Raw genomic sequence first — 26,679 nt, forward strand, 5'->3', positions numbered from 1 at the left:
AAGTTGAAAAGCTTGAGCCACTCTGCACGTTTTAGATTATTAACGGGGTGGGTATTAACATTTTTTAATAATGACTATCGGGATGTATTTAGTTACAAATACAATCAACTAGCGATTGAGTTTCAGGCTGACGCTAGACTATGATAGATTCAGCGTTTTTATAATTAGTTTGCCTATTGAAAGGAAGTAAGATGAAAAAAGCATTATTGATGGCGGTAGCATTGCTACTCGCGCCAATGGCGGCGATGGCTGCAGATTACAAAGAAGGTGTTCATTACACTGTAATTAATGATGGCCCTGAGTCTGCAAAGCCTGAAATTATGGAGTTTTTCTCTTTCTATTGCCCACACTGTTACAACTTTGCAAAAACCGTAGTGCCAAAGATTGAAGCAAATATTCCAGAAGGTGTTAGCTTTAGTCAGTCGCATGTAGACTTTATTGGCCGTGATATGGGCGTTGAAATGTCTCGTGCATTTGCCGTCGCAAAACAACTGAACGTTGAAAAGAAAATCGAAGCGGCTTTGTTCAGTGCAATCCATGACAAGCGCCAACAGTTTACTCGTGCTGATGATATTAGAGCACTCTTTATTGCCAACGGTGTAGATGCTAAAGATTATGATGCAGCAGCCAATTCATTTATGGTGAGTGCACAAATGTCTAAAATGAAGCGCGATACTGAAAATGCTAAAATTTCAGGTGTACCTTCATTAGTTGTTAACGGCAAATACCGTGTTGAAACTAGCTCTATTAAGTCTTATGACGAGTTACTAGACATTGCATTTTACTTAACCACAATGAACAAAAAGTAACGATGTTACTGCCCCTTTAGCGCCTAATTGGCGTAAACGGGTCACACTAAAAAAGGAGCTTAGGCTCCTTTTTTGTTGTCTGGCGACGGGTGACACCGTGATGAGAATGTTGATCTCAGGCAAAAAAAAACCGTATGTCTATAAAAGACGATACGGTGATGAGTCAAATGACTCTTTTTTACCCTGAGTAACGCTAAGAATAGTATCATGGCGTCAAAATATTGGCAAGCGACATTATATTGTCGTAAAGCTGTCAGGTTCACAGCATGTGTTAATTAATAGGAGAAAGTTTTGTAAAGGATGAAACTCTTATTCATGCGTGAGGTCAAATTTTGAGATAAGAACCCCCTTGTTGGATATGAAACGTGAAGCAAGGTAAATATTTTTTTTGACTGTCACATTATTATATTCAACATCGTTTATGGTATTGCACGTTTCGCGTGGCCGCACGTATTTGCTCTAGGAGGAAACCATATGAGAAAGTTCCCTGTATATGCGCCCAAGTTAATTGTTAAGCATGTTATGATCTTTCTAAGTGGCGCTATTTGGGTAAAAGACTTAGGTTTACTTGAATTTGATAAAGGACGTTTTTTATACAGTCAAAAAAGCCTGCCAAAAGTAAAGCAGGCTGTCAGCGAGTTAAATGCGCTGATTGAGGCACAATCTGCGCCGCAGCAATCAACGTAAAACCAAATTACATTTCGCTATTCAATAAACCAACAAGGCCGTTGACCTTATCGCTCCATGAGTTGAGGTCTTGCTGCAATTGTTGGTTTTTTTGTGTCAGTTCTTGTTGCTGCTTTACTAAATCTTCATTCTTTTGCTTCTCTTCTTCAAGCTCCATTTTTAGTAGCTCAATATTTTCAAGAGTCGCCTGGATTTTGGTTTCCAGTTGGGACAATAATTCAAGGCTCATGGGGAGTCCTATACGTTTCTGGATGGAACCCCGATTCTAGCAGTGACAAGGCCTATAGGAATAGCCTTTAAAACTAAGTGGCTAAAATATATTCAATAAATCGCTGGTTATTGTGCTTTATCTGAGATCGCGCTATTTTCATCGGCTAACCTACACTATAAAAGCCTTTTTTATGACTATAACCCGACTCGATGTTGGTACCCGGATGAGCAGTATTGTGATCCACAATAATACGGTTTATCTCTGCGGCCAAGTTGCTAAAGACAAGTTCAGTGCTATTGAAACGCAAACTACCACCATGCTAGAAGAAGTTGATGCCTTATTGGCTCAAGCTGGCTCGAACCGTGAGCATATTTTGTCGGCGACTATTTACCTTAAAGACATGGGCGATTACGATGCTATGAATCAAGTATGGGATCAATGGATACCACGGGGACATGCCCCAGCAAGAGCCTGCGTGCAAGCGGCCATTGCTGAGCCAGAATACTTGGTCGAAATATCGGTGATCGCTGCGCAGGTAAGTTAAGCGCAGTAGCCGAGCTAAATAGAGTGATGCAATAACTGTTTGTCGGTTGCTGTATGAATAAATATATTGATGCTTGTTACGTTCAATTGACGTATTTTGATTTAGGATCTATGGCTTCGACTTGACATTATTCTCTAGCCTAAATAGTCTGCAAGCTCAGTTTTTAAGGTGGTATGCAATGGACATAAAATATAATTTAAAATCTGCGTCAGAGCGCCGCACAGAACCATTTATGCCAGAAGGCGACGTGGGTTTTGGTAAGTTGCGTACTGACCACATGTTTTTAATGGATTACCGTGATGGTCAGTGGTGCGATCCGCGTATCGTGCCTTATGGCCCATTTGAAATGGCGCCAGGTGCAATGTCATTACATTATGGCCAATCGATTTTTGAAGGCGCTAAAGCGTTTATGCATGAAGACGGTGAGATTTATACTTTCCGTTTAAATAAGAATGCTGAACGCATGAACCGTTCTGCCGATATTGTGTGTATTCCAAATATCGATGAAGCCATGCAATTAAAAGGCATTAATGCACTTATTGATGTGGACCGTTTATGGTTTCCACAGCAAGAAGGCGCGTGTTTATATATTCGTCCGTTTATTTTTGCCACAGAAGACCGTTTATCGGTAAGCCCTAGTCAAAAGTACACTTTCTGTGTCATGTTAAGTCCGTCAGGCGCTTATTATGCTTCAGGGGTTAATAACGGTATTCGGTTATTAATTAGCACTCAATTTCATCGTGCTGTGTCTGGCGGTACTGGTGCTTCTAAAGCGGCAGGAAACTACGCTGCATCTCTACGTGCGGGCAAAGCTGCGGTAGAGTATGGCGCATCGCAGGTGTTGTATTTAGATTCAACCAACACGCAAATTGAAGAAGCTGGCGCAATGAACCACTTCCATATTTTAAAAGATGGCACAGTGATCATTCCAACATTCACCGACACAATTTTAAAGTCGATCACCTCGCAATCTATCATGGAGTTAGGTGAGATGCTTGGTTGTGAAGTGAGACAAGAAACGGTGATGTTAGATAAGTTTATTGCTGACATTGAATCTGGTGAAATTATTGAAGCGGGTGGTTTTGGTACTGCGGCAGTGGTATCACCTGTGAATTCGTATATCTTTGAAGATGGCCGAGTTATCACCGTAGGTGATGGCAAAGTGGGTCCTCATATTCAACGTATCTATAAGCTGTTTACCGATTTACAAAAAGGCCATGTGGCTGCGCCGCAAGGTTGGGTTAAACGGGTTGAGCGTGTTGCGCCTTAAGGTTACACCAGCTGATTAGGTAAAATAAAAGCTCCCTTGGGAGCTTTTATTTTACCTAGGGATTGGTATTAATCGTTTTTTTCTTGGTTGAGTAACGCTAAACAATTAATGGCCGTCAGCGGTTTGCTTAATAAAAAGCCTTGTACTTGATCGCATCCACCGTCGCGCAAGAAATTAAGCTGCTCGTGAGTTTCAACCCCTTCGGCAACCACATTGAGCTCTAAACTGTGGGCGAGCGTGATTATTGCGCTGGTGATGGCTGCATCGTCTGGATCTTCGGTAATGTCGCGCACAAATTCTTGATCAATTTTTAAGGTATCTATTGGGAACCGTTTTAAATAGCTTAAGCTTGAATAGCCGGTACCAAAGTCATCAATGGCAATCGTTAAGCCTAGGGCTTTGAGTTGAGAAAGTACCGCAACGGAATCTTGCGGGTTACCCATAATCATCGATTCCGTTAGCTCAAGCTCAAGTGCGTGTGCTGGCAAACCTGACACCGCAAGGGCGACTTCGATGGTAGAAATAATGTCTGCTTTGAGCTGCCTTGCCGAGAGATTCACGGCAACTGAAATATGCTCAAATCCTAGGCTGTGCCACAAGGCCAGTTGGCTGCAAGCTTGGTTAATGGCCCAATTACCTATTTGATTAATCATCCCGGTTTCTTCTGCTAGCGGGATAAACTCTACCGGAGAAATTACCCCAAGCTCCTGACTTTCCCAGCGAAGTAACGCTTCTAGGCCGACAATCTTTTGCGTTTTAACATTGTATTTGGGTTGGTAAACCAAATGAAATTCATTGTCCTGTAGGGCTTTTTTCAATCCAGCCTCAAGTTGAACATGGCGTGTGGCATATTGGTTGAGTTTTTCGGTGTAAAACTGAAAATTATTGCGCCCTAGTGATTTTGCATGATACATGGCGGTATCGGCATATTTAATTAACGAGGTTGTATCGTCAGCATCTTCGGGATACAAGCTGATCCCTATCGACGGCGATATAGTCAGTGCTTTATCGTCGAGTAAGAAGGGCGTTTGGAACGCTTGTAATACTTTCTCGGCAATAATAGTGGCCGCTTTTGTTTTAGCGACACCCTCTAAAATAATAGTAAATTCATCACCGCCTAAACGGGCAACAGTATCGCCATCACGCACTGCATTTTGTAGACGATGAGCAACGGCTTTGAGGAGTAAATCGCCTATGTGGTGCCCCATAGAGTCGTTAATATGTTTAAAGCGGTCTAAGTCTAAAAATAATAGTGCAACTATACTTTCAGCCCGAATGGCTTTGGTTAATGCTTGGTTGAGCCTGTCTTGAAAGAGGGTTCGGTTTGGTAATCCTGTTAAGGGGTCAAAGTTTGCCAATACACGTAAATCTTCTTCCGCTTTTTTACGTGCAGTAATGTCGGTAAATACTGCGACAAAGTGGCTGGTTTCACCTTTGTTATCGATAACTTGGTTGATTTCAAGCCAAGCTAAGATACCACGGCGGTCACGCGTTCTAATGTTGATTTCGCCTGCCCAGTGTTTATGCCTGAGTAGCTGAGTTTCTACTGAGTTATAAAACTCGCGCGATTGTTTGCCCATGGTTAAAAATAAGAAGTGTTTACCCACCACATCGCGGTGTTTAAAGCCGGTAATACGGCTAAATGCTGGGTTAACTGAGCGGACTTGATAATCGAGCTCTCCGACCACTACCGCTTCGTTCATGCTAAACAGTACTTGTGATGACAGTTTGAGTTCGTTTTCGGTCAACTTACGGCTGGTAATGTCTTTATGGGTGCCAGCCATCCGTAGTGGAGTGTTATTACTATCGCGTTCAACCACTTGACCACGGTCTAAAAGCCAAGACCATTGCCCAGGCTTGATTTCAACACGGTACTCGGCTTCAAAAAATTCAGTGTCACCATTAAGGTGGTCATTAAGCAGTTTTTCTACTTTGGGTTTGTCTTCTGGGTGAATACTGTGGGTTAGTAATTGGTCTTTTAAAGAGGCATTGACTGGCTCAACCATATTGGTTCGATAGACTTTATCATCTTTAATATTCCAGTCCCACATGCCATCGCCAGAGGCCCATAATGCAAGTTTAAGGCGCTCTTCTGAAGCGCGAATACTTGAGTCAAATTCGCGTTGTTTAGCGAGTTTCTTTTGTCTTGATAGCAATAACCACAACACCATTAATAACCCTATGGTGCCATATAATAGATAAGCCCAAACGGTCATATAAACCGGTGGTACGACTGACACTTTAACATTAAGCGTGTATTGACTGAATTGGTTGGTACCCAGTGCATGGCGAACGTTTAAGGTGTATTCACCTGGTGATAAGTTTGTGTAAGTAATATGGTTGCCTTGAGTCAGGCTATGCCACTCATTGTCTACACCGTTTAATTTATAGCTGAATCGATTTAAGCCTGGGTAATTAAAGTTGAGCGAACCTATCTCAAAGGTGATGACCTGTTTCTCGTAGGGCATATCAATTTTGGGAGCGTGACTCAGGTCGAGAATAGGATATGAGGTTTCACCAATGGTGTACTTAGTGAGTGCGAGTTTGTTCTCAGGGCGCTGACTCGGCACTTTTTCTGGGTCAAAATGGTTTAAGCCTTTAATCCCGCCAAACCATAATGAGCCGTCTTTTTCTTTAAATTTTGCTGCACCATTAAATTCGTTGGCTTGCAGTCCTTCAAACACATTATAGGCAATAAAGCTTTTTCTACTTGGGTTAAAACGTGATATTCCCGAGTTGGTGCTTAACCATAAATCGTGCTTATTATCTTCTAAAATGGCATAAATCGTATTGCTGCTGTTGTCGGCATTGACATCCATACGTTCAAATTTAAAGCTACCATATTCAACGGTGAGCTTGTCGATACCGCCATGGGTGGCCACCCAAAAGTCGCCATTTTCAGTTAATAAAAAGTCTCTTACTCGGTTATCGCTTAAGCTATAAACATTGTCTGGGTCGTGGGTTAAAAAGTTGAGTTGTTGTTTTTCTGGATCAAGCCTAACAACGCCGCCCATAGTGCCTAGCCAGAGAAAATCTTGACTAAAATGCAGGGTAATAATTTGATGTTTATACGGCGAGTACTCAGATTGAAAACCAAAGTTATAGGCCATCATGCGGCCGGTGTGTTCTGAAATAAAGTACAAGCCTTGCGATGTGGCGATCCATAAGCGATCTTTGTTATCAAACTCGAGACTGCGAATTTGCGTGTCGGCTCGAAATTGCTCGTTGGCCGGTTGTACTTGTTCTAAGTTATTATTGCTGTCTAGAGTAAATAACCCTAGGTTGGTGGCAAACCACAATAAGCCTTGCTTGTCTTGAACAATGTCGTGCACAGTTAATGCAAGGTTTTCAATAGGAAGCGAGAGCTTATTGGCAAAGAGGTCGTTGATATAATAGTAATTGGCATCGTGCGGCTTTAAATATTTTACACCAGCGCCATCGGTACCAATCCACAAGCGCTGCTGTTCATCACGAAATACAGCACGGATCATGTTCGCCATTCCGGGTGAGCCAGTTTGATAGTCGTAATAATGGCTAAAAAATTGTTGGTCAAGATTGAGTTTGTCTATGCCTGAATAACCAGTACCTATCCATAAGGTGCCGCTGGGGTCGAGCATTAATGTTTGCAGAGTATTGGCACTAATGCTGCTCAGTGCTTGTGGGTCGTGTTTGTATACAGAACTCACCCATTTTCCATCTATATAATCGAGTTTGAATAAGCCAGTATTTTGGCCTATCGCAAAAATTTGATTAGCATTGACTACGGTAAAATCGGTAATACGACGATTTTCAGTATAGTTGTTTCCACGTGACCATATGAGCTCCCTTTCATGGGTGTCGAGGTTATAGCGCCAAATTTGATTGTCTATAGCCAGCCATACGGAGTAAACCGAACTGGATTTTATTTGGTTTACGCTCATGTTAGCGGGAATGTCGAGGCGGATAATGGTGTTGCTGTCAATCGCAAATGTACCATGTGCTTGAGTGCCTACAACGATGTACTTGTTATCAACATTGGCAAGACTGGTTATATCCGCAATGATATTTGCCCCTAAATTTACCGGGGTAATTTTTTCGGTTTTTAGTGGTAATAAGTAAAGCCCTGCATGCGTTCCTATCCATAAAGTATCGCCAATCACGGATAGTTTAGTGATTTGTAAGTCAGCTAAACCTTGTGCTTGCTTATATTGGGTAAATTCACCGGTGGTGAGGTTGAGCTTATTGAGACCTTCGTTATAGGTACCGACCCATAAATCGCCGTCGGGAGATTGCAAAATATCGGTAATAAAGTTACCTGATATGCTGTTACTGTTAGTTGATTTTTTTAAATACAGATTGAAATCGACGCCATTATAACTGTGAAGGCCGTCTTGAGTGCCAATCCATAACATACCCGCGCTGTCCATAAATAAACGGGTGATAGAGTTTTGGTTAAGGCCACCTTCAGTATTAAAGTGCTCAAACTTCACCTCAGCAAGATTATCGTTAGCATTTATTTTTTGCGCTGAAACTGACATTGAAAACATCAATGTCAGTAACATTAACCACTGTGCTAAATGCTTAAATACACGAAAATTCAAATCTCACCTTTATCTATTTTATGTAAAACAGGCTATATATTAACGTTATGTTAACAGGAAAACTGTTGGTTAAATCCCTTAAATTCAATTACTCACAATTTACCAAGTGATTGCGTTCAATAAGGTTAATATTTATGCATAAAAACTGACAGCTTTATATGCGATACGCAATCGAAATATACATTTTTTGTGACTTTATGTGATAGCTATGGGAGACTTTTTTGTTGTTGATATTGCTGAATGATATCGTCAATGAGTTGGTCTTTGTCTAACCACAGTTTATTAAGCCAACGTTGAAACTCGACTCGTGTCTCAGGGTCACTAAAATAGGTCTTGGCATCAACATGGGGGACAGGTAACACTTCTACTCGCATGACAACTTTACTGGTTTTGCCATGCATCACATTACCTAAAACGCGTTCAGATGTTTCTGGGTAAACCAAAGTGATGTTGAGTAAGTTGGTAAATTGCTCGCCCATGGCTGATAACGTAAAGGCGATGCCACTGGCTTTGGGGCGCAATAAATGCCGATAAGGTGAGTTTTGACGCTGACGTTTTTCTTCGGTAAAGCGGCTGCCCTCAACATAGTTGATGATTGACGTTGGGGTATGCTTGAATCGCTCGCAAGCTTTACGGGTTGTTTGTAGATCTTTGCCTTTTAGTTTTGGATTTTTTTTGAGTTTCGCTGCGCTGGTGCGGTTCATAAATGGCATGTCTAATGCCCAACAACCTAGGCCTAAAATAGGTACGTATAACAACTCTTTTTTCAGAAAAAACTTCAACATAGGAATGTGGTTACGGAGCAGGTAAGTTTGCGCTGCAATATCAAACCCACTGACATGGTTGCTAATTAATAAGTACCAACCGTTTGGATCGAGCTTATCTAACCCGCTAACATCCCATTCAATATTTGAAATTAAATATAAGATTCCGCCATTACACGTCGCCCACGCCCACATAAAGCGGTTCATGACAGTGGTTAGCGCTCTGCGAACAGCCATAAATGGCAGCAGTAACTTAATGATACCGCCAATCGTTAACAGTGAACCCCATAAACTGGTATTAATGATCAGCAGGGTCGAACTGATAATAAACAGCAACGTACTGGGTAAAAACGTTAGCATGACTGGCTATACCTTGTGGTTAACTTTGTCGGCAAGTATTTGTAACTGCTTGTCTTTTTTTAACCAAATCTGATTAAGCTGCTCTTGAAAGCTAATTTTGAACTCGCGATCTGTTAAGTAATCTCCGCGCATTGCTTGCGGAATGTCACTGATACTAACATGCACATGAACGTCGTTTAATGCGCCGCAAATGTATTGCCAATAACTGGGTACATCATTGGGGTAATAAATAGTGACATCGACTAATTTATGAATGTGTTCGCCCATGGCTGAAAGCGCAAAAGCCATGCCACCCGCTTTTGGTTTTAATAGGTGTTTAAATGTCGATTGTTGTTTGTCGTGCTTGGCCTGGGTAAAACGCGTGCCTTCAACAAAGTTCATGATACTCACTGGCTTAGTTTTAAACTTTTCACAAGCTTTACGAGTGATTTCAATATCTTTTCCTTTTAATTTTGGATTTTTACGCAATTCAGCGGAGCTATAACGGCGCATAAAAGGAAAGTCTAGCGCCCACCAAGCTAATCCAAGTACAGGCACAAAAATCAATTCTTGTTTGAGGAAGAACTTTAAAAATGGGATTTTACGATTGAAAACGCGCTGCAGGATTAAAATATCGACCCATGATTGGTGGTTAGCAATGACCATGTACCATTCTTGTTCAGAAAACTGCTGATCGCCTGTTATGTGAATACGCATTGGGTGAAAAATGCTTTCAACCACTGTATTTACGCTAATCCAGCCAGTGGCGCAGTTATCTAAAATATGGCTACAGCCTTTTTGAAAAAGACCAATGGGTATCAGCTTGACAATACTAAAGACGAGGATTGGAATTGTCCAAAAGACAGTATTCAATACATAAAAGATGAAAGCTAAACAGCCTTTGATTTTCGAAAACAGCGACATTTTTCTCTCCTATTAAACGGAGAGCTATGTTACTCGTAGTCGAGGTATTGCTCAATAAATACAACAGTTAAAATCGACTTTATTGTTGATTAAGTTTGGCGAGTAAGCGATCCATCGCCCGATAACCAAGCGCTTGGGCAATATGTTCACGCTCGGTCGTGGTTGATTGTTGTAGATCTGCAATGGTGCGTGCGACCCGTTGAATGCGGTGAAAACTGCGTACTGATAGCCCTAAACTCACCACACTTTGCTCTAAAAACACTAAGTCTTGCTGACTAATATTACTGTCTTGTTTTAACTGTTTCGGAGTTAATTCGCTGTTGAGTACGCCCGCGCGAGCCAATTGACACTCTCGCGCAAGTTTAACGCGCTTGGCGATATCGACACTGGTTTCTCCGGGTTGATGTTTTTGGGTTAGGGTACCTGAGGGCAATTTGGGTACATCAACCGTTAAATCAAATCTGTCTAAAAACGGCCCTGACAAACGTGAGAGGTAGCGCTGAATTTGGTCTGGGGTCGAACGAGCACGTTCGGTATCACCACAAGGACTTGGGTTCATGGCCGCAATGAGTTGAAATCGGCTTGAAAAAGTCAATTTTGCCGCTGCACGCGAGATTTCAACTCGGCCGGTTTCAAGGGGCTCGCGTAAACAGTCGAGTACTTTACGGGGAAACTCAGCGATTTCATCTAAAAATAATATCCCCCGATGAGCCAATGAAATCTCTCCCGGTTTAGGGTGGCTACCACCACCAATTAATGCGATAGATGAGCAAGTATGATGTGGAGAACGAAAGGGACGATTTAAAAAATCTTGTGGCTTAATATGCAAGCCTGCTACCGAATGAATGGCTGCAACTTCAATGGCTTCATCGTACGATAACGCAGGTAACAGCGGGATAATTCGATTGGCAAGCATACTTTTTCCTGTTCCTGGTGGTCCAAGAAACAGCATGTTGTGCGAGCCGGCCGCGGCAATTTCTAATCCTTGCTTTGCTTGATATTGGCCAATGACATCACTCATGCATAATAAGTTGTCAGCAACTGGCGATTCGTCTATCCATTCTGGTTGGGTGTCGAGTAATGGCAGTTGTGCTTGACCATGTAAAAATGCGGCCAGATTTTGTAAATGTGCCACAAAGTAGCTGTGGTGATACCCCACGAGCTCCGCTTCGTGACGATTATCGATAGGCATAAAAAAATGGTGTTGATCATTACGCGCCGCAATAATGGCAGGTAACAAACCTGTGCAAGGTCTGACTTGCCCAGACAAGGCTAACTCACCGACAAATTCACATTGGTGTAAGGCTTTGGTTGGCACCTGATTGGATGCGGCTAAAATACCGATGGCGATGGGCAGATCGTAACGGCCGCCCTGTTTGGGCAAATCTGCTGGCGCGAGGTTGACAGTAATGCGTCGCTGGGGAAATTCAAAACCTGCATTGATTAATGCTGACCTAACACGTTCTTTGGCTTCTTTGACCGAAGCCTCTGGTAGGCCCACTAAATTAAATGCGGGTAAACCATTACTTAAATGCACTTCAACAGTCACTTTAGGGGCTTCAACACCACAACTCGCTCGAGTAAACACACAGGCAATTGCCATTAACAAAATCCTTTTGTTTGAATAATATACAAATGAAGGGGTGCATACAGTCTAGCAGCGCTGGCTGTTTTTGCTGATTTTATGGTGAGTCTGTTGGTATAAGAAGACAAAATATAATCAATTATGTTAACTAAACCTTGGTTATCTTGTTGGCTTTTGAGTAGAATACGCGCGCGTTTAAATACAGCCATAACGTGATGATACAACGCCAGCATTGCGGCTCACTTTTCCAATAAAACAGCTATTTTACTGTAGAAAATAGCAAGCGATGATTGCCTTATTTTGATTGATAGCCTCGATGTCACCCTCCTGGCATTTTCGTCATGAAATCATCCCCAAATGGCCCAAACCGAATTTTTGTCCCTTTGTTATTCAACAAAGTTAACTGCTTTATGAGCGAAAATCGCTACCCCATTATGACTTAGTGCTCAGTGCCTAAGCTAAAGAGAATGTATGACTATTACAGATAGTTTTTTAATTATATTGTGCCTCATTGGCATTAGCTGTTTTTTTTCGATGTCAGAAATTGCCTTGGCGGCATCACGTAAAATCCGCTTGCAAACCATGGCTGATGAAGGTGATTTACGTGCCACTAAGGTGTTAAAGCTACAAGCTCATCCGGGCAGTTTTTTCACTGTCGTGCAGATTGGCTTAAACGCGGTTGCCATTATGGGCGGTATTGTCGGTGAGTCGGCATTTCGCCCTTACTTTGAGGAAATCCTATTACCGCTGCTAGGGAATGAATGGGGCTTACAACTGAGCTTTGTTTTTTCATTCGTCACGGTGACGTCATTATTTATTTTGTTTGCTGATTTAATGCCAAAACGCATTGCGATGGTGATCCCAGAACAGGTGGCGGTCACCTTTGTGATGCCCATTGCGTTTTGTATTACCATTTTAAAACCATTTGTATGGATTTTTAATGGTTTGGCTAATGCTATTTTTAAATTATTGCAGGTGCCAACGGCACGAAATGATCAAGTAACGCACGATGACATTTACGCCATGATGACCGCCGGAACGGAAGCGGGTGTGATGGACAAAGGTGAGCAACAAATGATGGAAAACGTGTTTGAAATGCAGTCGGTGTCTGTGACATCGGCCATGACAGCACGTGAAAGCCTCGTGTATTTTTTACTGCAAGACACCGAAGAAGACATTAAACAAAAGATTGCCAATAATCCCCATAACAAGTTTTTGGTGTGTGATGGTCAGTTAGATATGATCAAAGGTTTTGTGGATGCAAAAGAGTTGCTTATCCGAGTCATTAATGGCGAAAAAATTACGCTCAAGGGCAGTACATTAGTTCACAACTGTTTGATTATTCCTGACACTTTAACCTTGTCAGAGTCGATGGAATATTTTAAAAATAATCGTGCCGACTTTGCCGTGGTAATGAACGAATACGCATTAGTGGTGGGGATTGTAACCACCAATGATTTGCAAAGTGCGGTAATGGGCGCCTGGTCATTACATGAAAGCGAAGAACAAATAGTGGCCCGTGATGGCAACTCTTGGTTAGTTGACGGGGTGACACCCATTACCGATGTAATGCGGGCATTTCATATTGAGGAATTTCCCCATAATCAAAATTACGAAACGATTGCCGGATTTATGATGTATATGCTGCGTAAGATCCCCAAGCGTACCGATTTTGTAAACTATGCAGGCTTTAAGTTTGAAGTCGTCGACATAGATGCCTATAAAGTCGACCAATTACTGGTAACGCGGATTGATGTCGAATCACCGCCATTGCCTTAACGAGTTGCGTGATTGACTGTAAGGCGCTGTGCGCCTTTGTTAACGTCACTAAATAATCTCAAGAAACGCGCTAATGATGGGGTCGTTAGCGCGTTTTTCTTTGCAACAACAGCCCAACTCAAAGGCTGGAATGTCAACCGGTGAAATCAAGGTTTGGATCCGCTCGCGTACCGGACTATTATGGATCACCGCATCTGGGCTTATCCCTACACCACAACCTAATGCCACCATCGACACAATCGCTTCCTGACCAGATACTTGTGCGTAAATATTGGGCTTTATACCCATTTGTTTAAACCATTGGTCGATTCGTTTTCGGCCTGGGCCGTGGTCCGGCACAATATAGGGCAATTTCTCCCAATCAATGTGGCTTTGATTTACCCATTGTTGCACTTGGCATTGCATCAATGGGGCGATGACAGAAATAGGCACTTTGTCTATGGGCGTAAAGTGCAAGGTACTTGGAAATACCTCAGGTAAGGCAATAATGGCGATATCGGTTCGATTTTTTTGGATTTGGCTCACGGCGTTAGCTGGGTCGCCGGTAGTGAGATGAATATCGACATGCGGGTGGTCGCGTCTAAAGCGCTCAAGCAAAGACGGTAAATGGCTGTATGCCGCGGTGACCGAACAATACAAATTCAGATTACCACGTAAATATTGCTGGCTAGGGTCAATACGGCTGCGCAGTTGGCTCCAGTCTGCCAAGGTCTGTTCGGCAAAGCGTTTAAACTCTAATCCTGCATGAGTAATGGTCACGCTGCGGTTATCGCGTTCAAATAATTTACTGCCGACTTCATCTTCTAAGCGCTGTAACGCTCGGCTTAGTGTTGATGGGCTGACATGAGATTGCTCAGCTGTTTTGGCAAAATGCAGGCTATCACATAAGTGCAAATACAATTTTAGAGAGCGAATATCCATAAATAGCGTTTCCATAAAGAGGATTAAATTCATCAGAATAGTGACGTTGCATATTATGCAACGTCACATGCCGAATATATCATTTTAAGCAATGCTGTGGATAGGTTATAGTCAACTCAATCGCAAAGTTTGAGTTTGCATCAAACATAAATTGCGTCCCAAATTTTACATTTTAAAGGTGGTATCAGATGGCTAACTATTTTAACTCTCTGAATTTACGTCAACAATTAGCTCAATTAGCACAATGCCGCTTCATGGACCGTACTGAATTCAGTGACGGCTGCGAATATATCAAAGATTGGAACATTGTTATTTTAGGTTGTGGTGCACAAGGCCTTAACCAAGGTTTGAACATGCGTGATTCTGGCCTAAACATTTCTTTTGCACTTCGTCCAGAAGCCATTACAGAAAAGCGTGCATCTTGGCAAAAAGCGACCGATAACGGCTTTAAAGTGGGTACATTTGAAGAGCTTGTACCCGCGGCGGATTTAGTGCTTAACCTTACGCCAGACAAGCAACATACCCATGTTGTTAATGCCGTTATGCCATTAATGAAGCAAGGTTCTACTCTAGCGTATTCGCACGGTTTCAACATTGTTGAAGAAGGCATGCAAGTGCGTTCAGACATTACTGTCATTATGGTAGCGCCTAAGTGCCCAGCCACAGAAGTACGTGAAGAATATAAGCGTGGTTTTGGTGTACCAACACTGATTGCCGTTCACCCTGAAAATGATCCAAACGGTGATGGCTTAGCGATTGCTAAAGCGTATGCAAGTGCAACCGGTGGTGACCGTGCAGGTGTATTGATGTCATCTTTTGTTGCTGAAGTTAAGTCTGACTTAATGGGCGAGCAAACAATCCTATGTGGTATGTTGCAAACCGGTGCCATTTTAGGGTATGAGAAAATGGTTGCTGACGGTGTTGAGCCTGGTTATGCCGGCAAACTTATTCAGCAAGGTTGGGAAACGGTTACCGAAGCACTTAAGCACGGCGGCATCACTAACATGATGGACCGTTTATCAAACCCTGCAAAAATTAAAGCGTTTGATATGGCTGAAGAGTTAAAAGACATCCTTAAGCCGCTATTTGAAAAGCACATGGATGACATCATCAGCGGTGAGTTCTCTCGCACCATGATGGAAGACTGGGCTAATGATGACGCTAACTTATTGCGTTGGAGAGCAGAAACCAACGAAACCGCGTTTGAAAATGCACCAACAACGTCTGAGCATATTGATGAGCAAACGTATTTCGACAAAGGCATTTTCCTCGTGGCGATGATCAAAGCCGGTGTTGAATTAGCATTTGATACTATGGTTGCAGCAGGTATTGTTGAAGAGTCGGCTTATTATGAGTCACTACATGAAACCCCGTTAATTGCTAACACGATTGCTCGTAAGCGTTTATATGAAATGAACGTGGTGATTTCAGACACCGCTGAATACGGTTGTTACCTATTCAACCACGCTGCGGTACCCATGCTACGTGACTACGTGAATGCTATGTCTTCAGAGTACTTAGGTGCTGGTCTTGCTGACACTTCAAATGGTGTTGATAACCAACGTTTAATTGAAGTCAATGAGCAAATTCGTCATACAGATGTTGAGTTTATCGGTGCTGAATTACGCGGTTACATGACAGACATGAAGCGTATTGTTGAAGCGGGCTAAGCGTTAAAAAACTGATGTAGTACCTGTTCAGAGATTGGTTGTAAAAAATGTGTAGTCGGACAGGCATCAATAGAAGCAACCCAATAACCATTATTGGGTAGTGGAAAAACAAATTGTTAGATTGAGTTTAATAATATTTTTAGCGAACTCATTGGTTAAGTTTTTGTTGTTGTTTGCATTGTCTCGGCAGGGAAGCTGAATTTTTTTTACAAAGACGATTTTTTAGTTGTGTTTGATAAATCTTTTATGGTACTTGTTAGTCATACCGTAACGTTTATTGAACATAAGCGAACGAAATAATGTTAAAAACTTAGGATACAGTCTAAAACATGTTAAACCGCGCAGCCATGCTCATTCTCGTGATTATTACCGTAGTGATTATTAAGTCACAGCGGGGGTGGCGTTTGACAACTAGACTGACCTAAGAGTCACAAAGATTGCAAAACCCCCGCTCCGAAAGGACCGGGGGTTTTTAGTTTCTAGGCTTAAGTAAAAAATCAGCACCCAGATATCACATCAGTAGAGCAAGCAAACATTGACGAAGTAGAGATAAAAATATGGAAGCAGGACAAAAAATGCGCGGCGCGGATGCAGTCATCAAAGTGCTAGCAGCGCACGGTGTTACCACAGTGTTTGGTTATCCTGGCGGAGCCATTATGCCCATTTACGATGCGCTTTATGGTAGCCCTGTTGAGCATCTACTCAGCCGCCACGAGCAAGGTGCGGCATTTGCTGCTGTAGGTTATGCTCGAGCCAGTGGTAAAACCGGTGTTTGTTTTGCAACATCAGGGCCTGGGGCAACCAATTTAGTCACCTCGTTAGCCGATGCCTTGCTTGATTCTGTTCCCTTAGTTGCCATCACTGGCCAGGTGTCTACAGCGGTGATTGGCACTGATGCCTTTCAAGAAATTGATGTACTTGGTATGTCACTGTCCTGTACTAAACACAGTTTTATGGTTACCGACATCAATGAGTTAATCCCAACATTGTATCGCGCTTTTGAAGTTGCCGCAGAAGGAAGACCAGGTCCTGTATTGGTTGATATCCCCAAAGATATTCAAATCGCTGAGCTTGAGTACAAAACCCCATTGCAAAGTGTCGCAGATGAACCTCACGCAACACAAACCGAGCTAGACGCTGCCATCGAGTTGCTTACTCAGGCGGCAAAGCCGATGTTATATGTTGGCGGTGGTGTCGGTATGGCGGGCGCGGTATCTCATTTACGTGAGTTTATTGATGTCACAGGTATTCCGTCAGTTGCCACGTTAAAGGGCTTAGGCAGTATTTCCCATGGCACTAAAGGCTATTTAGGCATGTTGGGTATGCACGGCGGTAAAGGGGCTAATCTCGCTGTGCAAGAGTGTGATTTATTAATCGTCGTCGGAGCACGTTTTGATGACCGAGTCACTGGGCGGTTAGCCAGCTTTGCCAGTAACGCCAAAGTGTTACATCTAGATATCGATGCTGCTGAGTTAGGTAAGTTACGCCAAGCCGAAGTGGCTATCGCCGCGGATTTACGCCAAGTTTTACCGGCATTAACGGCTGCGGTAAAAGGGAAAGTCGCCATTAATCAATGGCAGGCAGAAGTTGACGCATTAGCGCGTCAACACCAATGGAATTATCAACATCCAGGTGAGCTGATATACGCGCCAGCCATGTTACGTCGTTTAGCCAACAAATTACCAGAAGACAGTGTTGTTGCATGCGATGTGGGGCAGCACCAAATGTGGGTGGCCCAGCATATGTGGTTTCGTCGCCCTGAAGATCATTTGTCTAGTGCTGGCCTTGGCACTATGGGGTTTGGTTTACCCGCAGCCATTGGTGCTCAAGTGGCTCGCCCAGATGCCACAGTGGTCACAGTCTCTGGCGATGGGTCATTTATGATGAATGTCCAAGAGTTGACGACCATTAAACGCCGTAAACTGCCAGTTAAAATTTTACTCATAGACAATCAAAAGCTCGGCATGGTCAAGCAATGGCAGCAACTGTTTTTTGAAGAGCGCTACAGCGAGACTGATTTGTCTGATAACCCTAACTTTGTATTAATGGCGTCGGCTTTTGATATTCCAGGCCGCACTATTAATCATGCTGATCAAGTAGAGCAAGCATTAGATGAAATGCTTAACAGCAGCGGCCCTTACATGCTGCACGTCGCGATTGATGACGCCTTTAATGTATGGCCGTTAGTCCCACCCGGAGCCAGTAACAGCGACATGATGGATCAAATGGAGAAGCAAACATGATGCATAATCTTGAAATAACCGTTCAACAACGTCCAGAAGTGCTAGAGCGTGTATTGCGTGTTACTCGCCACCGTGGATTTAAAGTCACCCAAATGCAGATGCGCATCAATGACGATGCTAGTATGGCTGTAGAGTTATGGGTTGAGGCTGAACGTGCAATCGAACTGTTAAGCAACCAGCTCACTAAATTAATTGATGTCACCCAATGTAAAGTGATGCCAGCGGTGTCTCTTGGGCAAGCAGCAAACAGTTAAGCCTATATTATTACCAATTAAATGCGTGACTTGTGATAACACAGGTAACCCGCACCACATTACACAAGGATATTTGCAATGCCAAAATTACGTTCAGCAACCAGTACCGAAGGCCGCAACATGGCAGGTGCCCGCGCACTATGGCGTGCGACGGGGGTAAAAGAAACCGATTTTGGTAAGCCAATTATTGCGATTGCCAACTCATTTACTCAATTTGTACCAGGGCATGTGCATTTAAAAGACATGGGTGCACTTGTTGCTAGCGCGATTGAAGAAGTCGGCGGTATTGCCAAAGAATTTAACACCATTGCAGTAGACGACGGCATTGCCATGGGGCATGGCGGTATGTTGTATAGCTTGCCATCGCGTGAGCTGATTGCAGACAGTGTCGAATACATGGTCAATGCGCATTGTGCTGATGCATTAGTGTGTATTTCAAATTGCGACAAAATCACCCCTGGCATGTTAATGGCCGCACTGCGATTAAATATTCCGGTCATTTTTGTGTCTGGCGGACCAATGGAAGCTGGTAAAACCAAGCTGTCTGACAAGTTAATTAAACTTGATTTAGTGGATGCTATGGTGGCGGGCGCTGATACTAATGTTAGCGATGAAGACAGCAAACAAATTGAACGAAGCGCTTGTCCAACGTGTGGCTCTTGTTCTGGTATGTTTACTGCTAACTCGATGAACTGTTTAACAGAAGCCTTAGGATTGTCATTACCCGGTAATGGGTCAATGTTGGCGACTCACGCCGATCGCCGCGAATTGTTTTTAGAAGCTGGTCGTCGCGTCATGAAGTTGGCTGAGCGCTATTATAAGTACGATGACGAAAATGTATTACCGCGTAATATTGCATCATTTAAAGCATTTGAAAATGCCACCGCTTTAGATATCGCCATGGGCGGCTCGTCTAACACGGTATTACATTTATTAGCCGCAGCCCAAGAAGCTGAATTAGCCTTTGATATGACTGATATTGATCGTATGTCGCGTCTTGTTCCGCACCTATGTAAGGTTGCACCATCAACCCCTAAATACCATATGGAAGATGTACACCGTGCTGGTGGTGTGATGGGTATTTTGGGTGAGTTAGACAGAGCAGGCTTATTGCATAACGACGTACCACACGTGGCAGCAGATAACGGCGGCGACTTGAAATCTGTGTTAGCTAAGTACGATCTAAAGCAAACCAACGACCCAGAAGTGATTCGTTTTTATAGTGCAGGCCCAGCAGGGATTCCGACCACTAAAGCTTTTAGTCAAGATTGCCGTTGGGACAGTGTTGATGATGACCGTGAAAATGGCTGTATCCGCGCACGTGAATTTGCGTTTAGTCAAGAAGGCGGCTTGGCAGTACTTGCGGGTAATGTGGCAACGGATGGTTGTATTGTTAAAACCGCTGGTGTTGACGAGTCAAACTTAATGTTTGTCGGGAGCGCTCGGGTTTATGAAAGCCAGGATGATGCCGTAGCCGGTATTCTTGGTGGTGAAGTTGTTGCGGGTGACGTGGTGGTGATTCGTTACGAAGGTCCTAAAGGCGGCCCAGGTATGCAAGAAATGTTATACCCGACCACATACCTTAAATCACGTGGCTTAGGCACTCAGTGTGCGCTGATCACTGATGGCCGTTTCTCTGGTGGTACATCGGGTTTATCAATTGGCCATATTTCACCAGAAGCCGCATCCGGTGGTGCCATAGCATTGATTGAAAATGGTGACCAAATTGCCATTGATATTCCAAAGCGAAGCATTCAATTGAATGTGAGTGACGATGAATTAACTCGTCGCCGTGACGCAATGAACGCTAAAGGCCCATTGGGTTGGAAGCCTGTAGCTCGTGAGCGTTATGTCTCTTTAGCGTTAAAAGCTTACGCGCTGTTAGCGACCAGTGCAGATAAAGGTGCAGTACGCGATCGCACCAAACTGGAGGGGTAGCATGTTGGCTTTGGCGTCTCAAACTCAATTAGATCTAGCGCATTATTATTTGCAGAAAATTTTGCTGTCATCTGTATACGATGTCGCTAAAGTGACGCCACTGTCGAGCATGAATAAGTTATCAGCTCGCTTTGGTTGTCAGGTGTACTTAAAGCGTGAAGATATGCAGCCTGTGCATTCATTTAAGTTACGTGGTGCTTACAACCGTATTGCTGCGCTAACTCAAGATGAATGTGATAAAGGCGTGGTGTGTGCCTCGGCGGGTAACCATGCACAGGGCGTCGCTATGTCGGCGGCAAGTCGTGGCATTAATGCAGTGATTGTCATGCCTAGTACCACACCAGACATTAAAATTGATGCGGTGCGTCGACTTGGCGGCAACGTGGTGTTGCATGGCCAAGCATTTGATCAAGCAAATGACTATGCGAAAAACTTATCGGCAACTGAAGGGCGTGTGTATATCGCGCCATTTGATGACGAGGCCGTTATCGCCGGTCAAGGCACCATTGCTCAAGAAATGGTACAGCAACAGCGTGATATTGAAGTGGTCTTTGTGCCCGTGGGCGGTGGCGGTTTAATTGCGGGGATAGCTGCGTATTACAAAGCCGTTATGCCACAAGTCAAAATTATTGGTGTTGAACCAGAAGATGCTGCGTGTTTAAAAGCCGCATTAGAAGCCGATGAACCTGTAACGTTAGCTCAAGTCGGTTTATTTGCCGACGGCGTCGCGGTTAAGCGTATCGGCACAGAACCTTTTAGGCTGGCACGTGAATACGTTGACCATGTGGTTACAGTGACCTCGGATGAAATTTGCGCTGCAGTTAAAGATATTTTCGAAGACACCCGTGCTATTGCTGAGCCTGCTGGCGCATTATCAATTGCGGGTCTTAAAAAGTATATGGCATTACAGGGCGACAGTAGCGACGCGCCTAAAAAAGCCGCAGCCATATTAAGTGGAGCCAATGTTAACTTTCATAGTCTTCGCTATGTGTCAGAGCGTTGTGAACTTGGCGAGCAGAAAGAAGCGGTATTAGCGGTTAAAGTACCTGAAAAACCTGGCAGCTTTTTACGCTTTTGTGAGCTACTTGAAAAACGGCCAATGACCGAATTTAACTACCGTTTTAGCAGTCGAGAAGTGGCGGTGGTGTTTGCCGGCATTCGTTTAACGGGTGGTCAAGCAGAGCTTGCAGAGATTATTGCTAACCTCGAGTTAGAAGGTTTTGACGTTCAAGATTTATCTCAAGATGAAACCGCTAAGCTGCATGTACGCTATATGGTCGGTGGTCATCCTCTTGAGCCGTTAGAAGAACGCTTATTTAGCTTTGAGTTTCCTGAACATCCTGGCGCTTTATTGAAGTTTTTAACGACCTTACAAAGTAAATGGAATATCAGTTTGTTCCATTATCGTAACCATGGGGCTGCGTTCGGTCGTGTATTAGCTGGGTTTGAAGTGCCAGCAAACGATGATGATGCTTTTGCACAGTTTTTAACGGATTTAGGGTTTGTCTATCAAGAAGAAACTCACAGCCCTGCTTACCAGTTATTTTTGAACAGTCCTAAAGCGGAGTAAGAACAATAAGTTCAAAGCCAATAAAGCGTGAACGGCCAATATATTGTTGAACTTTAAATATTTATCACATTGAGGTGATTTAACACCTCAATGTGATATTGTCTGTGCACCAAAAACGAAAATATATTCGTAGGTGATTACCAATACCACCAAGGTGTGATGCCGTAGTGGCGTTATATCATTGTGATGGATTGCTTATATGTAGGGTAAATTTTTCCATGCGCTTGTTGCAATGCACAGGCGCATACGACCTCATTTTAAGGAGACATTGATGTTACCCGTGCCAACTATTCCAGCTTTTATGCCACCGCGCCGTACCCTAATGGGCCCTGGCCCATCTGATGTTTATCCAGAAGTGCTTGCCGCGCAATCTCGTCCTACCATTGGTCATTTAGACCCGCTGTTTGTTGGCATGATGGATGAGCTAAAAAGCCTGATTCAATACGCCTTTCAAACCAAAAATGAAATGACCTTAGCAGTATCCGCACCCGGTAGTGCCGGTATGGAAACCTGTTTTGTTAATTTGGTTGAGCCTGGCGAAAAGGTTATTGTGTGCCGCAACGGTGTGTTCGGTGAACGTATGCGCCAAAATGTTGAACGTGTTGGTGGTGTTGCCGTAGTGGTCGACAATGAATGGGGCGAGCCTGTGTGCCCTGATAAAGTTGAAGCTGCACTTGTGGCAAACCCCGATGCCAAGTTTTTAGCGTTTGTGCATGCAGAAACCTCTACCGGGGCCTTATCTGATGCCAAAACCTTATGTACGTTAGCGCAACTTCACGACTGTATTAGCATTGTTGATGCGGTGACGTCATTAGGTGGTGTTGAGCTACTGGTAGATGAGTGGGGTATTGATGCGATTTATTCTGGTAGCCAAAAATGCCTTTCATGCGTGCCGGGTTTATCGCCAGTGTCTTTCTCGCCAAAAGCTGTTGCTAAGCTTAAAGCGCGTACCACGCCGGTACAAAGCTGGTTTTTAGATCAAACGTTGGTGATGGGCTATTGGGGTAATCAAAGTGGTGCTAAACGTAGTTATCACCATACAGCTCCGGTTAATGCACTTTATGCACTGCATGAATCATTGCGGTTACTGGCCAATGAAGGTTTAGAAAATGCCTGGGCAAGACACCGTAAAATGCACTTATTATTACGTGATGGCTTAACCCAGCTAGGGCTTACATTTGTGGTAGACGAAGCGTCAAGATTGCCACAATTAAATGCTGTGTATATTCCTCAAGGTGTTGATGATGCTGCAGTGCGTAAACATTTGCTAGAAGAGTATAACCTTGAGATAGGTGCTGGCTTAGGAGCATTAGCTGGTAAAGCATGGCGTATCGGCTTAATGGGCTTTGGTGCTCGCCGTGAAAACGTGGCTTTGTGCTTGCGGGCTTTACAAGAGTCGCTAAGTTAATTCGTTATAATAGTGGTTTACCGATTCAAAAAATGACGCTACTGGCTACTGAGCGTCATTTTTTATTGAATAATGGGTTTGTTGAACGCGATTATTCAGCGAGCTTTTTTTCAATCTCGTTAACTTGTGCTTGCAATGCTTCGAGCTTTTCACGGGTTTTAAGCAACACATGTTGCTGCACTTCAAATTCTTCGCGCGATACCACGTCAAGTTTCATCAGTTGGTTTTGTAATACTTGCTTACTGCGCTCTTCAAACTCGCCAGCAAATTGCTTTACACCGCTTGGTAAGTTGTCACTCAGTTGTTTTGCCAGTTCTTCAATTTTCTTTGGATTTATCATCATGATCCCCTACTGATATATTGATCTAATTGTAACCGAGGTGAACGTTTTTCCAAAACCTAACTGTAATTTTTCGTTAATTGTCATCGGTGATTCTGCTATGATCCGCCTTCGTTTACGTTTAGTAAGGTAGTGTGATTAATGAAACTCAATCCAGGGCAAAATGAAGCCGTACATTATGTCTCGGGTCCGTGCTTAGTACTTGCGGGTGCTGGCAGTGGTAAAACGCGTGTGATCATTAATAAAATTGCTTACTTGGTCGAAAAGTGTGGTTACAAAGCACGTAATATTGCAGCGGTAACCTTTACCAATAAAGCCGCTCGTGAAATGAAAGAGCGTGTGGCGCAGTCTATGGGGCGTAAAGAAGCGCGAGGGTTGTGGATTTCGACTTTCCATACATTGGGGTTAGAAATTATTAAGCGTGAGCATAAAGTCTTAGGCCTTAAAGCAGGCTTTTCATTATTTGATGACCAGGATACCTTTGCGTTATTAAAAGAGCTGACTCAAGATGAGTTAGACGAAGACAAAGACCTCATTAAAGCCCTAGCCTCGGCGATTTCAAATTGGAAAGGCGGCTTGGTTATTCCTCAGCAAGCACGCAGTTTAGCAAAAGATGAGCAAGGGCAATTATTTGCTATGCTATATCAGCGTTACGCGCAGCACATGAAAGCCTACAACGCGCTTGATTTTGACGATCTTATTTTAATACCGACCTTATTACTACGCATGAACGAGGAAGTGCGCACCCGTTGGCAAACCCGTATCCAATATTTACTGGTGGACGAATATCAAGACACCAACACCAGCCAGTATGAGTTAGTCAAACTGTTAGTGGGCGAACGCGCTCGGTTTACCGTGGTGGGCGATGACGATCAGTCAATTTATTCGTGGCGTGGCGCCAAACCGCAAAACTTAGTGTTATTGGGCACCGACTTCCCGAAATTAAAACTGATTAAATTGGAACAGAATTATCGTTCTAGCCAACGTATTTTACGTGCTGCCAATATATTGATTGCCAACAATCCGCATGTGTACGACAAGTCGTTGTTTAGTGAGCTTGCTTATGGTGAGCCACTTCGCGTATTGATTGCCGCTAACGAAGAGCAAGAGGCGGAACGAGTGGTGGCTGAAATTATTCGCCACAAGTTTGTTGGCCGCACCCAATTTGGCGACTATGCCATTTTGTATCGAGGTAATCATCAGTCGCGCTTATTAGAACGTGCCCTAATGACGAACCGTATACCTTATAAATTAAGTGGCGGAACATCGTTTTTTGCCCGTGCAGAAATTAAAGACATTATGGCGTACCTGCGTTTGGTGGTGAATCCTGACGACGATAATGCATTCTTGCGAGTGGTTAATTTACCTAAACGTGGTATTGGCCCTGCCACCTTGGAGCGATTAGGCAATTTTGCCAATCAAAAGCATATTTCATTGTTTGAGGCTATTTTTGATGTCGAGCTTAATCATCATTTAGCACCTGCTGCGGTGAATTCTCTTTATCAATTTGGCAAATTTATTGTTGATACCGGTGAGCTCGCCACTCGAGGGGAGCCAGTCGAAGCCATTAAGCAGCTTATTCGTAAAATTAATTACGAAGATTATTTATACGAAACCAGCACCAGTGCAAAAGCGGCTGAAATGCGCATGAAGAATATCTCTGAGCTTTATCGCTGGGTGACTGAAATGCTTGAAGGCGATGAGCTTGACGAAGCCATGTCATTGCCAGAGGTGGTGACTCGCCTAACCCTGCGCGACATGATGGAACGTAATAGTGAAGATGAGGGCGGCGACCAGGTGCAGTTAATGACCTTGCATGCATCTAAAGGGCTTGAGTACCCATTTGTGTTCATGGTGGGGGTTGAAGAGCGCATTTTGCCGCATCAATCGAGTATTGATGAAGATAATGTCGATGAAGAGAGGCGTTTAGCTTATGTTGGTATTACCCGTGCACAGCGTGAGTTGTGGTTTGTCATTTGCCGTGAACGCCGTCAATTTGGTGAAACCATGCGCTGCGAGCCAAGTCGCTTTTTACTTGAGTTACCCCAAGATGATTTAATTTGGGAAAACCGTAAACCGGTGCAAACAGAAGCACAACGGGTTGAAACGGGTAAGAGTCATATTGCTAATCTACGAGATATGTTTAAAAAGTAGGTTTAGTGACGGTTATTATTTAGGCGCAGGATTTAGTTGGCTTTTTTTTTTCGTTAAATAATTTGCTGATAGCCCGACCTTGGCCACGAATGTAACCAAGCTCTAGAAACTGCCGCACTTGTTGTTGTGTGTCGACAGTGGTGGCATACATGTCAAAGTTAAGGGTTTCTGCAGTAAGTTGATAGGCTTTAACCAGTTGCAGTTGTTTGTCATTGAGTAAGTGTTTACTAATGTCGTTATCTAGCTTTAATGCTGTTATGGGTAAAAAGCTTAGGCAACTTAATGAGCTGTAACCTGTGCCATAGCCATCAATACCAATCTTAACGCCTAATTGGCTAATCATATCGAAACCATTGATGTGGTTTTCGGTGTCTTGCACTAGCGCTTTCTCGTTAAAAAATAACATTAACTTATTGGCGTCGATATTACTGGCTTTGATAGAGTTTTTTAAGTTGCGTAGCACAAACTTATTTTTAATGTGTTGGCTGCTAATTGATAAGTGCAAGGTAATATCTTGGTGATATTGCTGTTTGAGTAAATGATATTGCTGGCTTAGGTGAGCAAATATATACCCGTCTAAATTAAGTGTGAGTTGATATTGGGCCGCAAGATGCTTGAGTTTAGTGTGTTCAATGCGTCCGTGCTCTGGATGATGCCACTCTATTTGGGGCTCAATTGCGATAATTTCG

At 43.4% G+C, this 26,679-nt stretch carries 20 protein-coding genes; 12 read left to right on the forward strand and 8 right to left on the reverse strand.

Features of this window, described 5'->3' with window-relative positions:
• Window positions 1-191 precede the first annotated feature (191 nt).
• Complete coding sequence (locus PQR79_RS18130) at window positions 192-809, forward strand: thiol:disulfide interchange protein DsbA/DsbL (RefSeq protein ID WP_238104491.1); 618 nt, start codon at window positions 192-194, stop codon at window positions 807-809.
• A 474-nt stretch (window positions 810-1,283) separates the two neighbouring features.
• Window positions 1,284-1,496 (forward strand): DUF1107 domain-containing protein, encoded by a 213-nt coding sequence (locus PQR79_RS18135; protein WP_238104490.1) that lies wholly within the window; start codon window positions 1,284-1,286, stop codon window positions 1,494-1,496.
• 7 nt (window positions 1,497-1,503) lie between these two features.
• Here the strand turns inward: PQR79_RS18135 and PQR79_RS18140 are convergent, their stop codons facing one another.
• On the reverse strand, window positions 1,504-1,725 hold the full coding sequence (locus PQR79_RS18140) for a cell division protein ZapB (protein WP_238104488.1): 222 nt from the start codon (window positions 1,723-1,725) through the stop codon (window positions 1,504-1,506).
• 172 nt (window positions 1,726-1,897) lie between these two features.
• Between PQR79_RS18140 and PQR79_RS18145 the strand changes: the two genes are divergently transcribed.
• The gene (locus PQR79_RS18145) at window positions 1,898-2,251 is read left to right on the forward strand and encodes a RidA family protein (RefSeq protein WP_238104486.1); all 354 of its coding nucleotides are present in this window, start codon (window positions 1,898-1,900) and stop codon (window positions 2,249-2,251) included.
• 178 nt (window positions 2,252-2,429) lie between these two features.
• Window positions 2,430-3,521 (forward strand): branched-chain amino acid aminotransferase, encoded by a 1,092-nt coding sequence (locus PQR79_RS18150; protein WP_238104484.1) that lies wholly within the window; start codon window positions 2,430-2,432, stop codon window positions 3,519-3,521.
• Between the two features lie 68 nt (window positions 3,522-3,589).
• Here the strand turns inward: PQR79_RS18150 and PQR79_RS18155 are convergent, their stop codons facing one another.
• The 4 genes from PQR79_RS18155 to PQR79_RS18170 form a co-directional block, all read right to left on the reverse strand.
• The gene (locus PQR79_RS18155; RefSeq protein ID WP_438270819.1) at window positions 3,590-8,038 is read right to left on the reverse strand and encodes an EAL domain-containing protein; all 4,449 of its coding nucleotides are present in this window, start codon (window positions 8,036-8,038) and stop codon (window positions 3,590-3,592) included.
• 269 nt (window positions 8,039-8,307) lie between these two features.
• Entirely contained in the window at window positions 8,308-9,225 is a 918-nt protein-coding gene (gene yihG, locus PQR79_RS18160) for a 1-acylglycerol-3-phosphate O-acyltransferase, YihG family (protein WP_238104480.1), read from the reverse strand.
• 6 nt (window positions 9,226-9,231) lie between these two features.
• Window positions 9,232-10,128: a 1-acylglycerol-3-phosphate O-acyltransferase, YihG family gene (gene yihG / locus PQR79_RS18165; RefSeq protein WP_238104478.1), complete on the reverse strand. Its 897-nt coding sequence runs from the start codon at window positions 10,126-10,128 to the stop codon at window positions 9,232-9,234.
• Window positions 10,129-10,207: 79 nt separating this feature from the next.
• A complete protein-coding gene (locus PQR79_RS18170; protein WP_238104476.1) occupies window positions 10,208-11,731 on the reverse strand; it encodes a YifB family Mg chelatase-like AAA ATPase in 1,524 nt (507 codons plus the stop codon).
• A 453-nt stretch (window positions 11,732-12,184) separates the two neighbouring features.
• On the opposite strand from PQR79_RS18170, the gene paeA reads away from it, so the two are divergent.
• A complete protein-coding gene (gene paeA, locus PQR79_RS18175; protein ID WP_238104473.1) occupies window positions 12,185-13,492 on the forward strand; it encodes a polyamine export protein PaeA in 1,308 nt (435 codons plus the stop codon).
• A 48-nt stretch (window positions 13,493-13,540) separates the two neighbouring features.
• Here paeA and ilvY read toward each other — a convergent pair whose 3' ends face one another.
• A complete protein-coding gene (gene ilvY / locus PQR79_RS18180) occupies window positions 13,541-14,413 on the reverse strand; it encodes an HTH-type transcriptional activator IlvY (protein ID WP_238104471.1) in 873 nt (290 codons plus the stop codon).
• 188 nt (window positions 14,414-14,601) lie between these two features.
• Here ilvY and ilvC point away from each other — a divergent pair, with 188 nt between their 5' ends.
• From ilvC to PQR79_RS18210, 6 genes are all read left to right on the forward strand, one after another.
• Window positions 14,602-16,083, forward strand: coding sequence for a ketol-acid reductoisomerase (ilvC, locus tag PQR79_RS18185; RefSeq protein WP_238104469.1), 1,482 nt, complete (start codon window positions 14,602-14,604; stop codon window positions 16,081-16,083).
• A gap of 557 nt (window positions 16,084-16,640) precedes the next feature.
• Window positions 16,641-18,326 carry an acetolactate synthase 2 catalytic subunit gene (gene ilvG / locus PQR79_RS18190; RefSeq protein ID WP_238104467.1) on the forward strand — a complete coding sequence of 562 codons (1,686 nt, stop codon included), beginning with the start codon at window positions 16,641-16,643 and terminating at the stop codon, window positions 18,324-18,326.
• Window positions 18,323-18,580 carry an acetolactate synthase 2 small subunit gene (gene ilvM, locus PQR79_RS18195; protein ID WP_188922183.1) on the forward strand — a complete coding sequence of 86 codons (258 nt, stop codon included), beginning with the start codon at window positions 18,323-18,325 and terminating at the stop codon, window positions 18,578-18,580. Before ilvG ends, ilvM begins: the two co-directional genes overlap by 4 nt.
• Before the next feature lie 78 nt (window positions 18,581-18,658).
• A complete protein-coding gene (ilvD, locus tag PQR79_RS18200) occupies window positions 18,659-20,518 on the forward strand; it encodes a dihydroxy-acid dehydratase (protein WP_238104465.1) in 1,860 nt (619 codons plus the stop codon).
• Between the two features lies 1 nt (window position 20,519).
• The gene (ilvA, locus tag PQR79_RS18205; protein ID WP_238104463.1) at window positions 20,520-22,088 is read left to right on the forward strand and encodes a threonine ammonia-lyase, biosynthetic; all 1,569 of its coding nucleotides are present in this window, start codon (window positions 20,520-20,522) and stop codon (window positions 22,086-22,088) included.
• Between the two features lie 271 nt (window positions 22,089-22,359).
• A complete protein-coding gene (locus PQR79_RS18210; RefSeq protein WP_238104462.1) occupies window positions 22,360-23,496 on the forward strand; it encodes a pyridoxal-phosphate-dependent aminotransferase family protein in 1,137 nt (378 codons plus the stop codon).
• A gap of 91 nt (window positions 23,497-23,587) precedes the next feature.
• Here PQR79_RS18210 and ubiK read toward each other — a convergent pair whose 3' ends face one another.
• Window positions 23,588-23,836 (reverse strand): ubiquinone biosynthesis accessory factor UbiK, encoded by a 249-nt coding sequence (gene ubiK, locus PQR79_RS18215; protein ID WP_160052183.1) that lies wholly within the window; start codon window positions 23,834-23,836, stop codon window positions 23,588-23,590.
• A gap of 141 nt (window positions 23,837-23,977) precedes the next feature.
• Between ubiK and rep the strand changes: the two genes are divergently transcribed.
• The gene (rep, locus tag PQR79_RS18220; RefSeq protein WP_238104460.1) at window positions 23,978-25,990 is read left to right on the forward strand and encodes a DNA helicase Rep; all 2,013 of its coding nucleotides are present in this window, start codon (window positions 23,978-23,980) and stop codon (window positions 25,988-25,990) included.
• A 19-nt stretch (window positions 25,991-26,009) separates the two neighbouring features.
• On the opposite strand, the gene PQR79_RS18225 is transcribed toward rep, so the two are convergent.
• The coding region (locus PQR79_RS18225; protein WP_274408590.1) for an EAL domain-containing protein at window positions 26,010-26,679 on the reverse strand (670 nt) is incomplete at its 5' end.

This window comes from Shewanella metallivivens, assembly GCF_028750675.1.
GTDB lineage: Bacteria > Pseudomonadota > Gammaproteobacteria > Enterobacterales > Shewanellaceae > Shewanella > Shewanella metallivivens.

What these genes read in the sequence shown, in the direction of transcription:
- PQR79_RS18150 (WP_238104484.1), top strand. Translation starts at nt 2,430, where the DNA reads ATGGACATAAAATATAATTTAAAATCTGCGTCAGAGCGCCGCACAGAA.
- PQR79_RS18155 (WP_438270819.1), bottom strand. Translation starts at nt 8,038, where the DNA reads ATGTCAGTTTCAGCGCAAAAAATAAATGCTAACGATAATCTTGCTGAG.
- PQR79_RS18140 (WP_238104488.1), bottom strand. Translation starts at nt 1,725, where the DNA reads ATGAGCCTTGAATTATTGTCCCAACTGGAAACCAAAATCCAGGCGACT.
- paeA (WP_238104473.1), top strand. Translation starts at nt 12,185, where the DNA reads ATGACTATTACAGATAGTTTTTTAATTATATTGTGCCTCATTGGCATT.
- ubiK (WP_160052183.1), bottom strand. Translation starts at nt 23,836, where the DNA reads ATGATAAATCCAAAGAAAATTGAAGAACTGGCAAAACAACTGAGTGAC.
- PQR79_RS18210 (WP_238104462.1), top strand. Translation starts at nt 22,360, where the DNA reads ATGTTACCCGTGCCAACTATTCCAGCTTTTATGCCACCGCGCCGTACC.
- PQR79_RS18135 (WP_238104490.1), top strand. Translation starts at nt 1,284, where the DNA reads ATGAGAAAGTTCCCTGTATATGCGCCCAAGTTAATTGTTAAGCATGTT.
- ilvA (WP_238104463.1), top strand. Translation starts at nt 20,520, where the DNA reads ATGTTGGCTTTGGCGTCTCAAACTCAATTAGATCTAGCGCATTATTAT.
- ilvG (WP_238104467.1), top strand. Translation starts at nt 16,641, where the DNA reads ATGGAAGCAGGACAAAAAATGCGCGGCGCGGATGCAGTCATCAAAGTG.
- ilvY (WP_238104471.1), bottom strand. Translation starts at nt 14,413, where the DNA reads ATGGATATTCGCTCTCTAAAATTGTATTTGCACTTATGTGATAGCCTG.
- PQR79_RS18145 (WP_238104486.1), top strand. Translation starts at nt 1,898, where the DNA reads ATGACTATAACCCGACTCGATGTTGGTACCCGGATGAGCAGTATTGTG.
- ilvC (WP_238104469.1), top strand. Translation starts at nt 14,602, where the DNA reads ATGGCTAACTATTTTAACTCTCTGAATTTACGTCAACAATTAGCTCAA.
- yihG (WP_238104478.1), bottom strand. Translation starts at nt 10,128, where the DNA reads ATGTCGCTGTTTTCGAAAATCAAAGGCTGTTTAGCTTTCATCTTTTAT.
- rep (WP_238104460.1), top strand. Translation starts at nt 23,978, where the DNA reads ATGAAACTCAATCCAGGGCAAAATGAAGCCGTACATTATGTCTCGGGT.
- yihG (WP_238104480.1), bottom strand. Translation starts at nt 9,225, where the DNA reads ATGCTAACGTTTTTACCCAGTACGTTGCTGTTTATTATCAGTTCGACC.
- ilvM (WP_188922183.1), top strand. Translation starts at nt 18,323, where the DNA reads ATGATGCATAATCTTGAAATAACCGTTCAACAACGTCCAGAAGTGCTA.
- ilvD (WP_238104465.1), top strand. Translation starts at nt 18,659, where the DNA reads ATGCCAAAATTACGTTCAGCAACCAGTACCGAAGGCCGCAACATGGCA.
- PQR79_RS18170 (WP_238104476.1), bottom strand. Translation starts at nt 11,731, where the DNA reads ATGGCAATTGCCTGTGTGTTTACTCGAGCGAGTTGTGGTGTTGAAGCC.
- PQR79_RS18130 (WP_238104491.1), top strand. Translation starts at nt 192, where the DNA reads ATGAAAAAAGCATTATTGATGGCGGTAGCATTGCTACTCGCGCCAATG.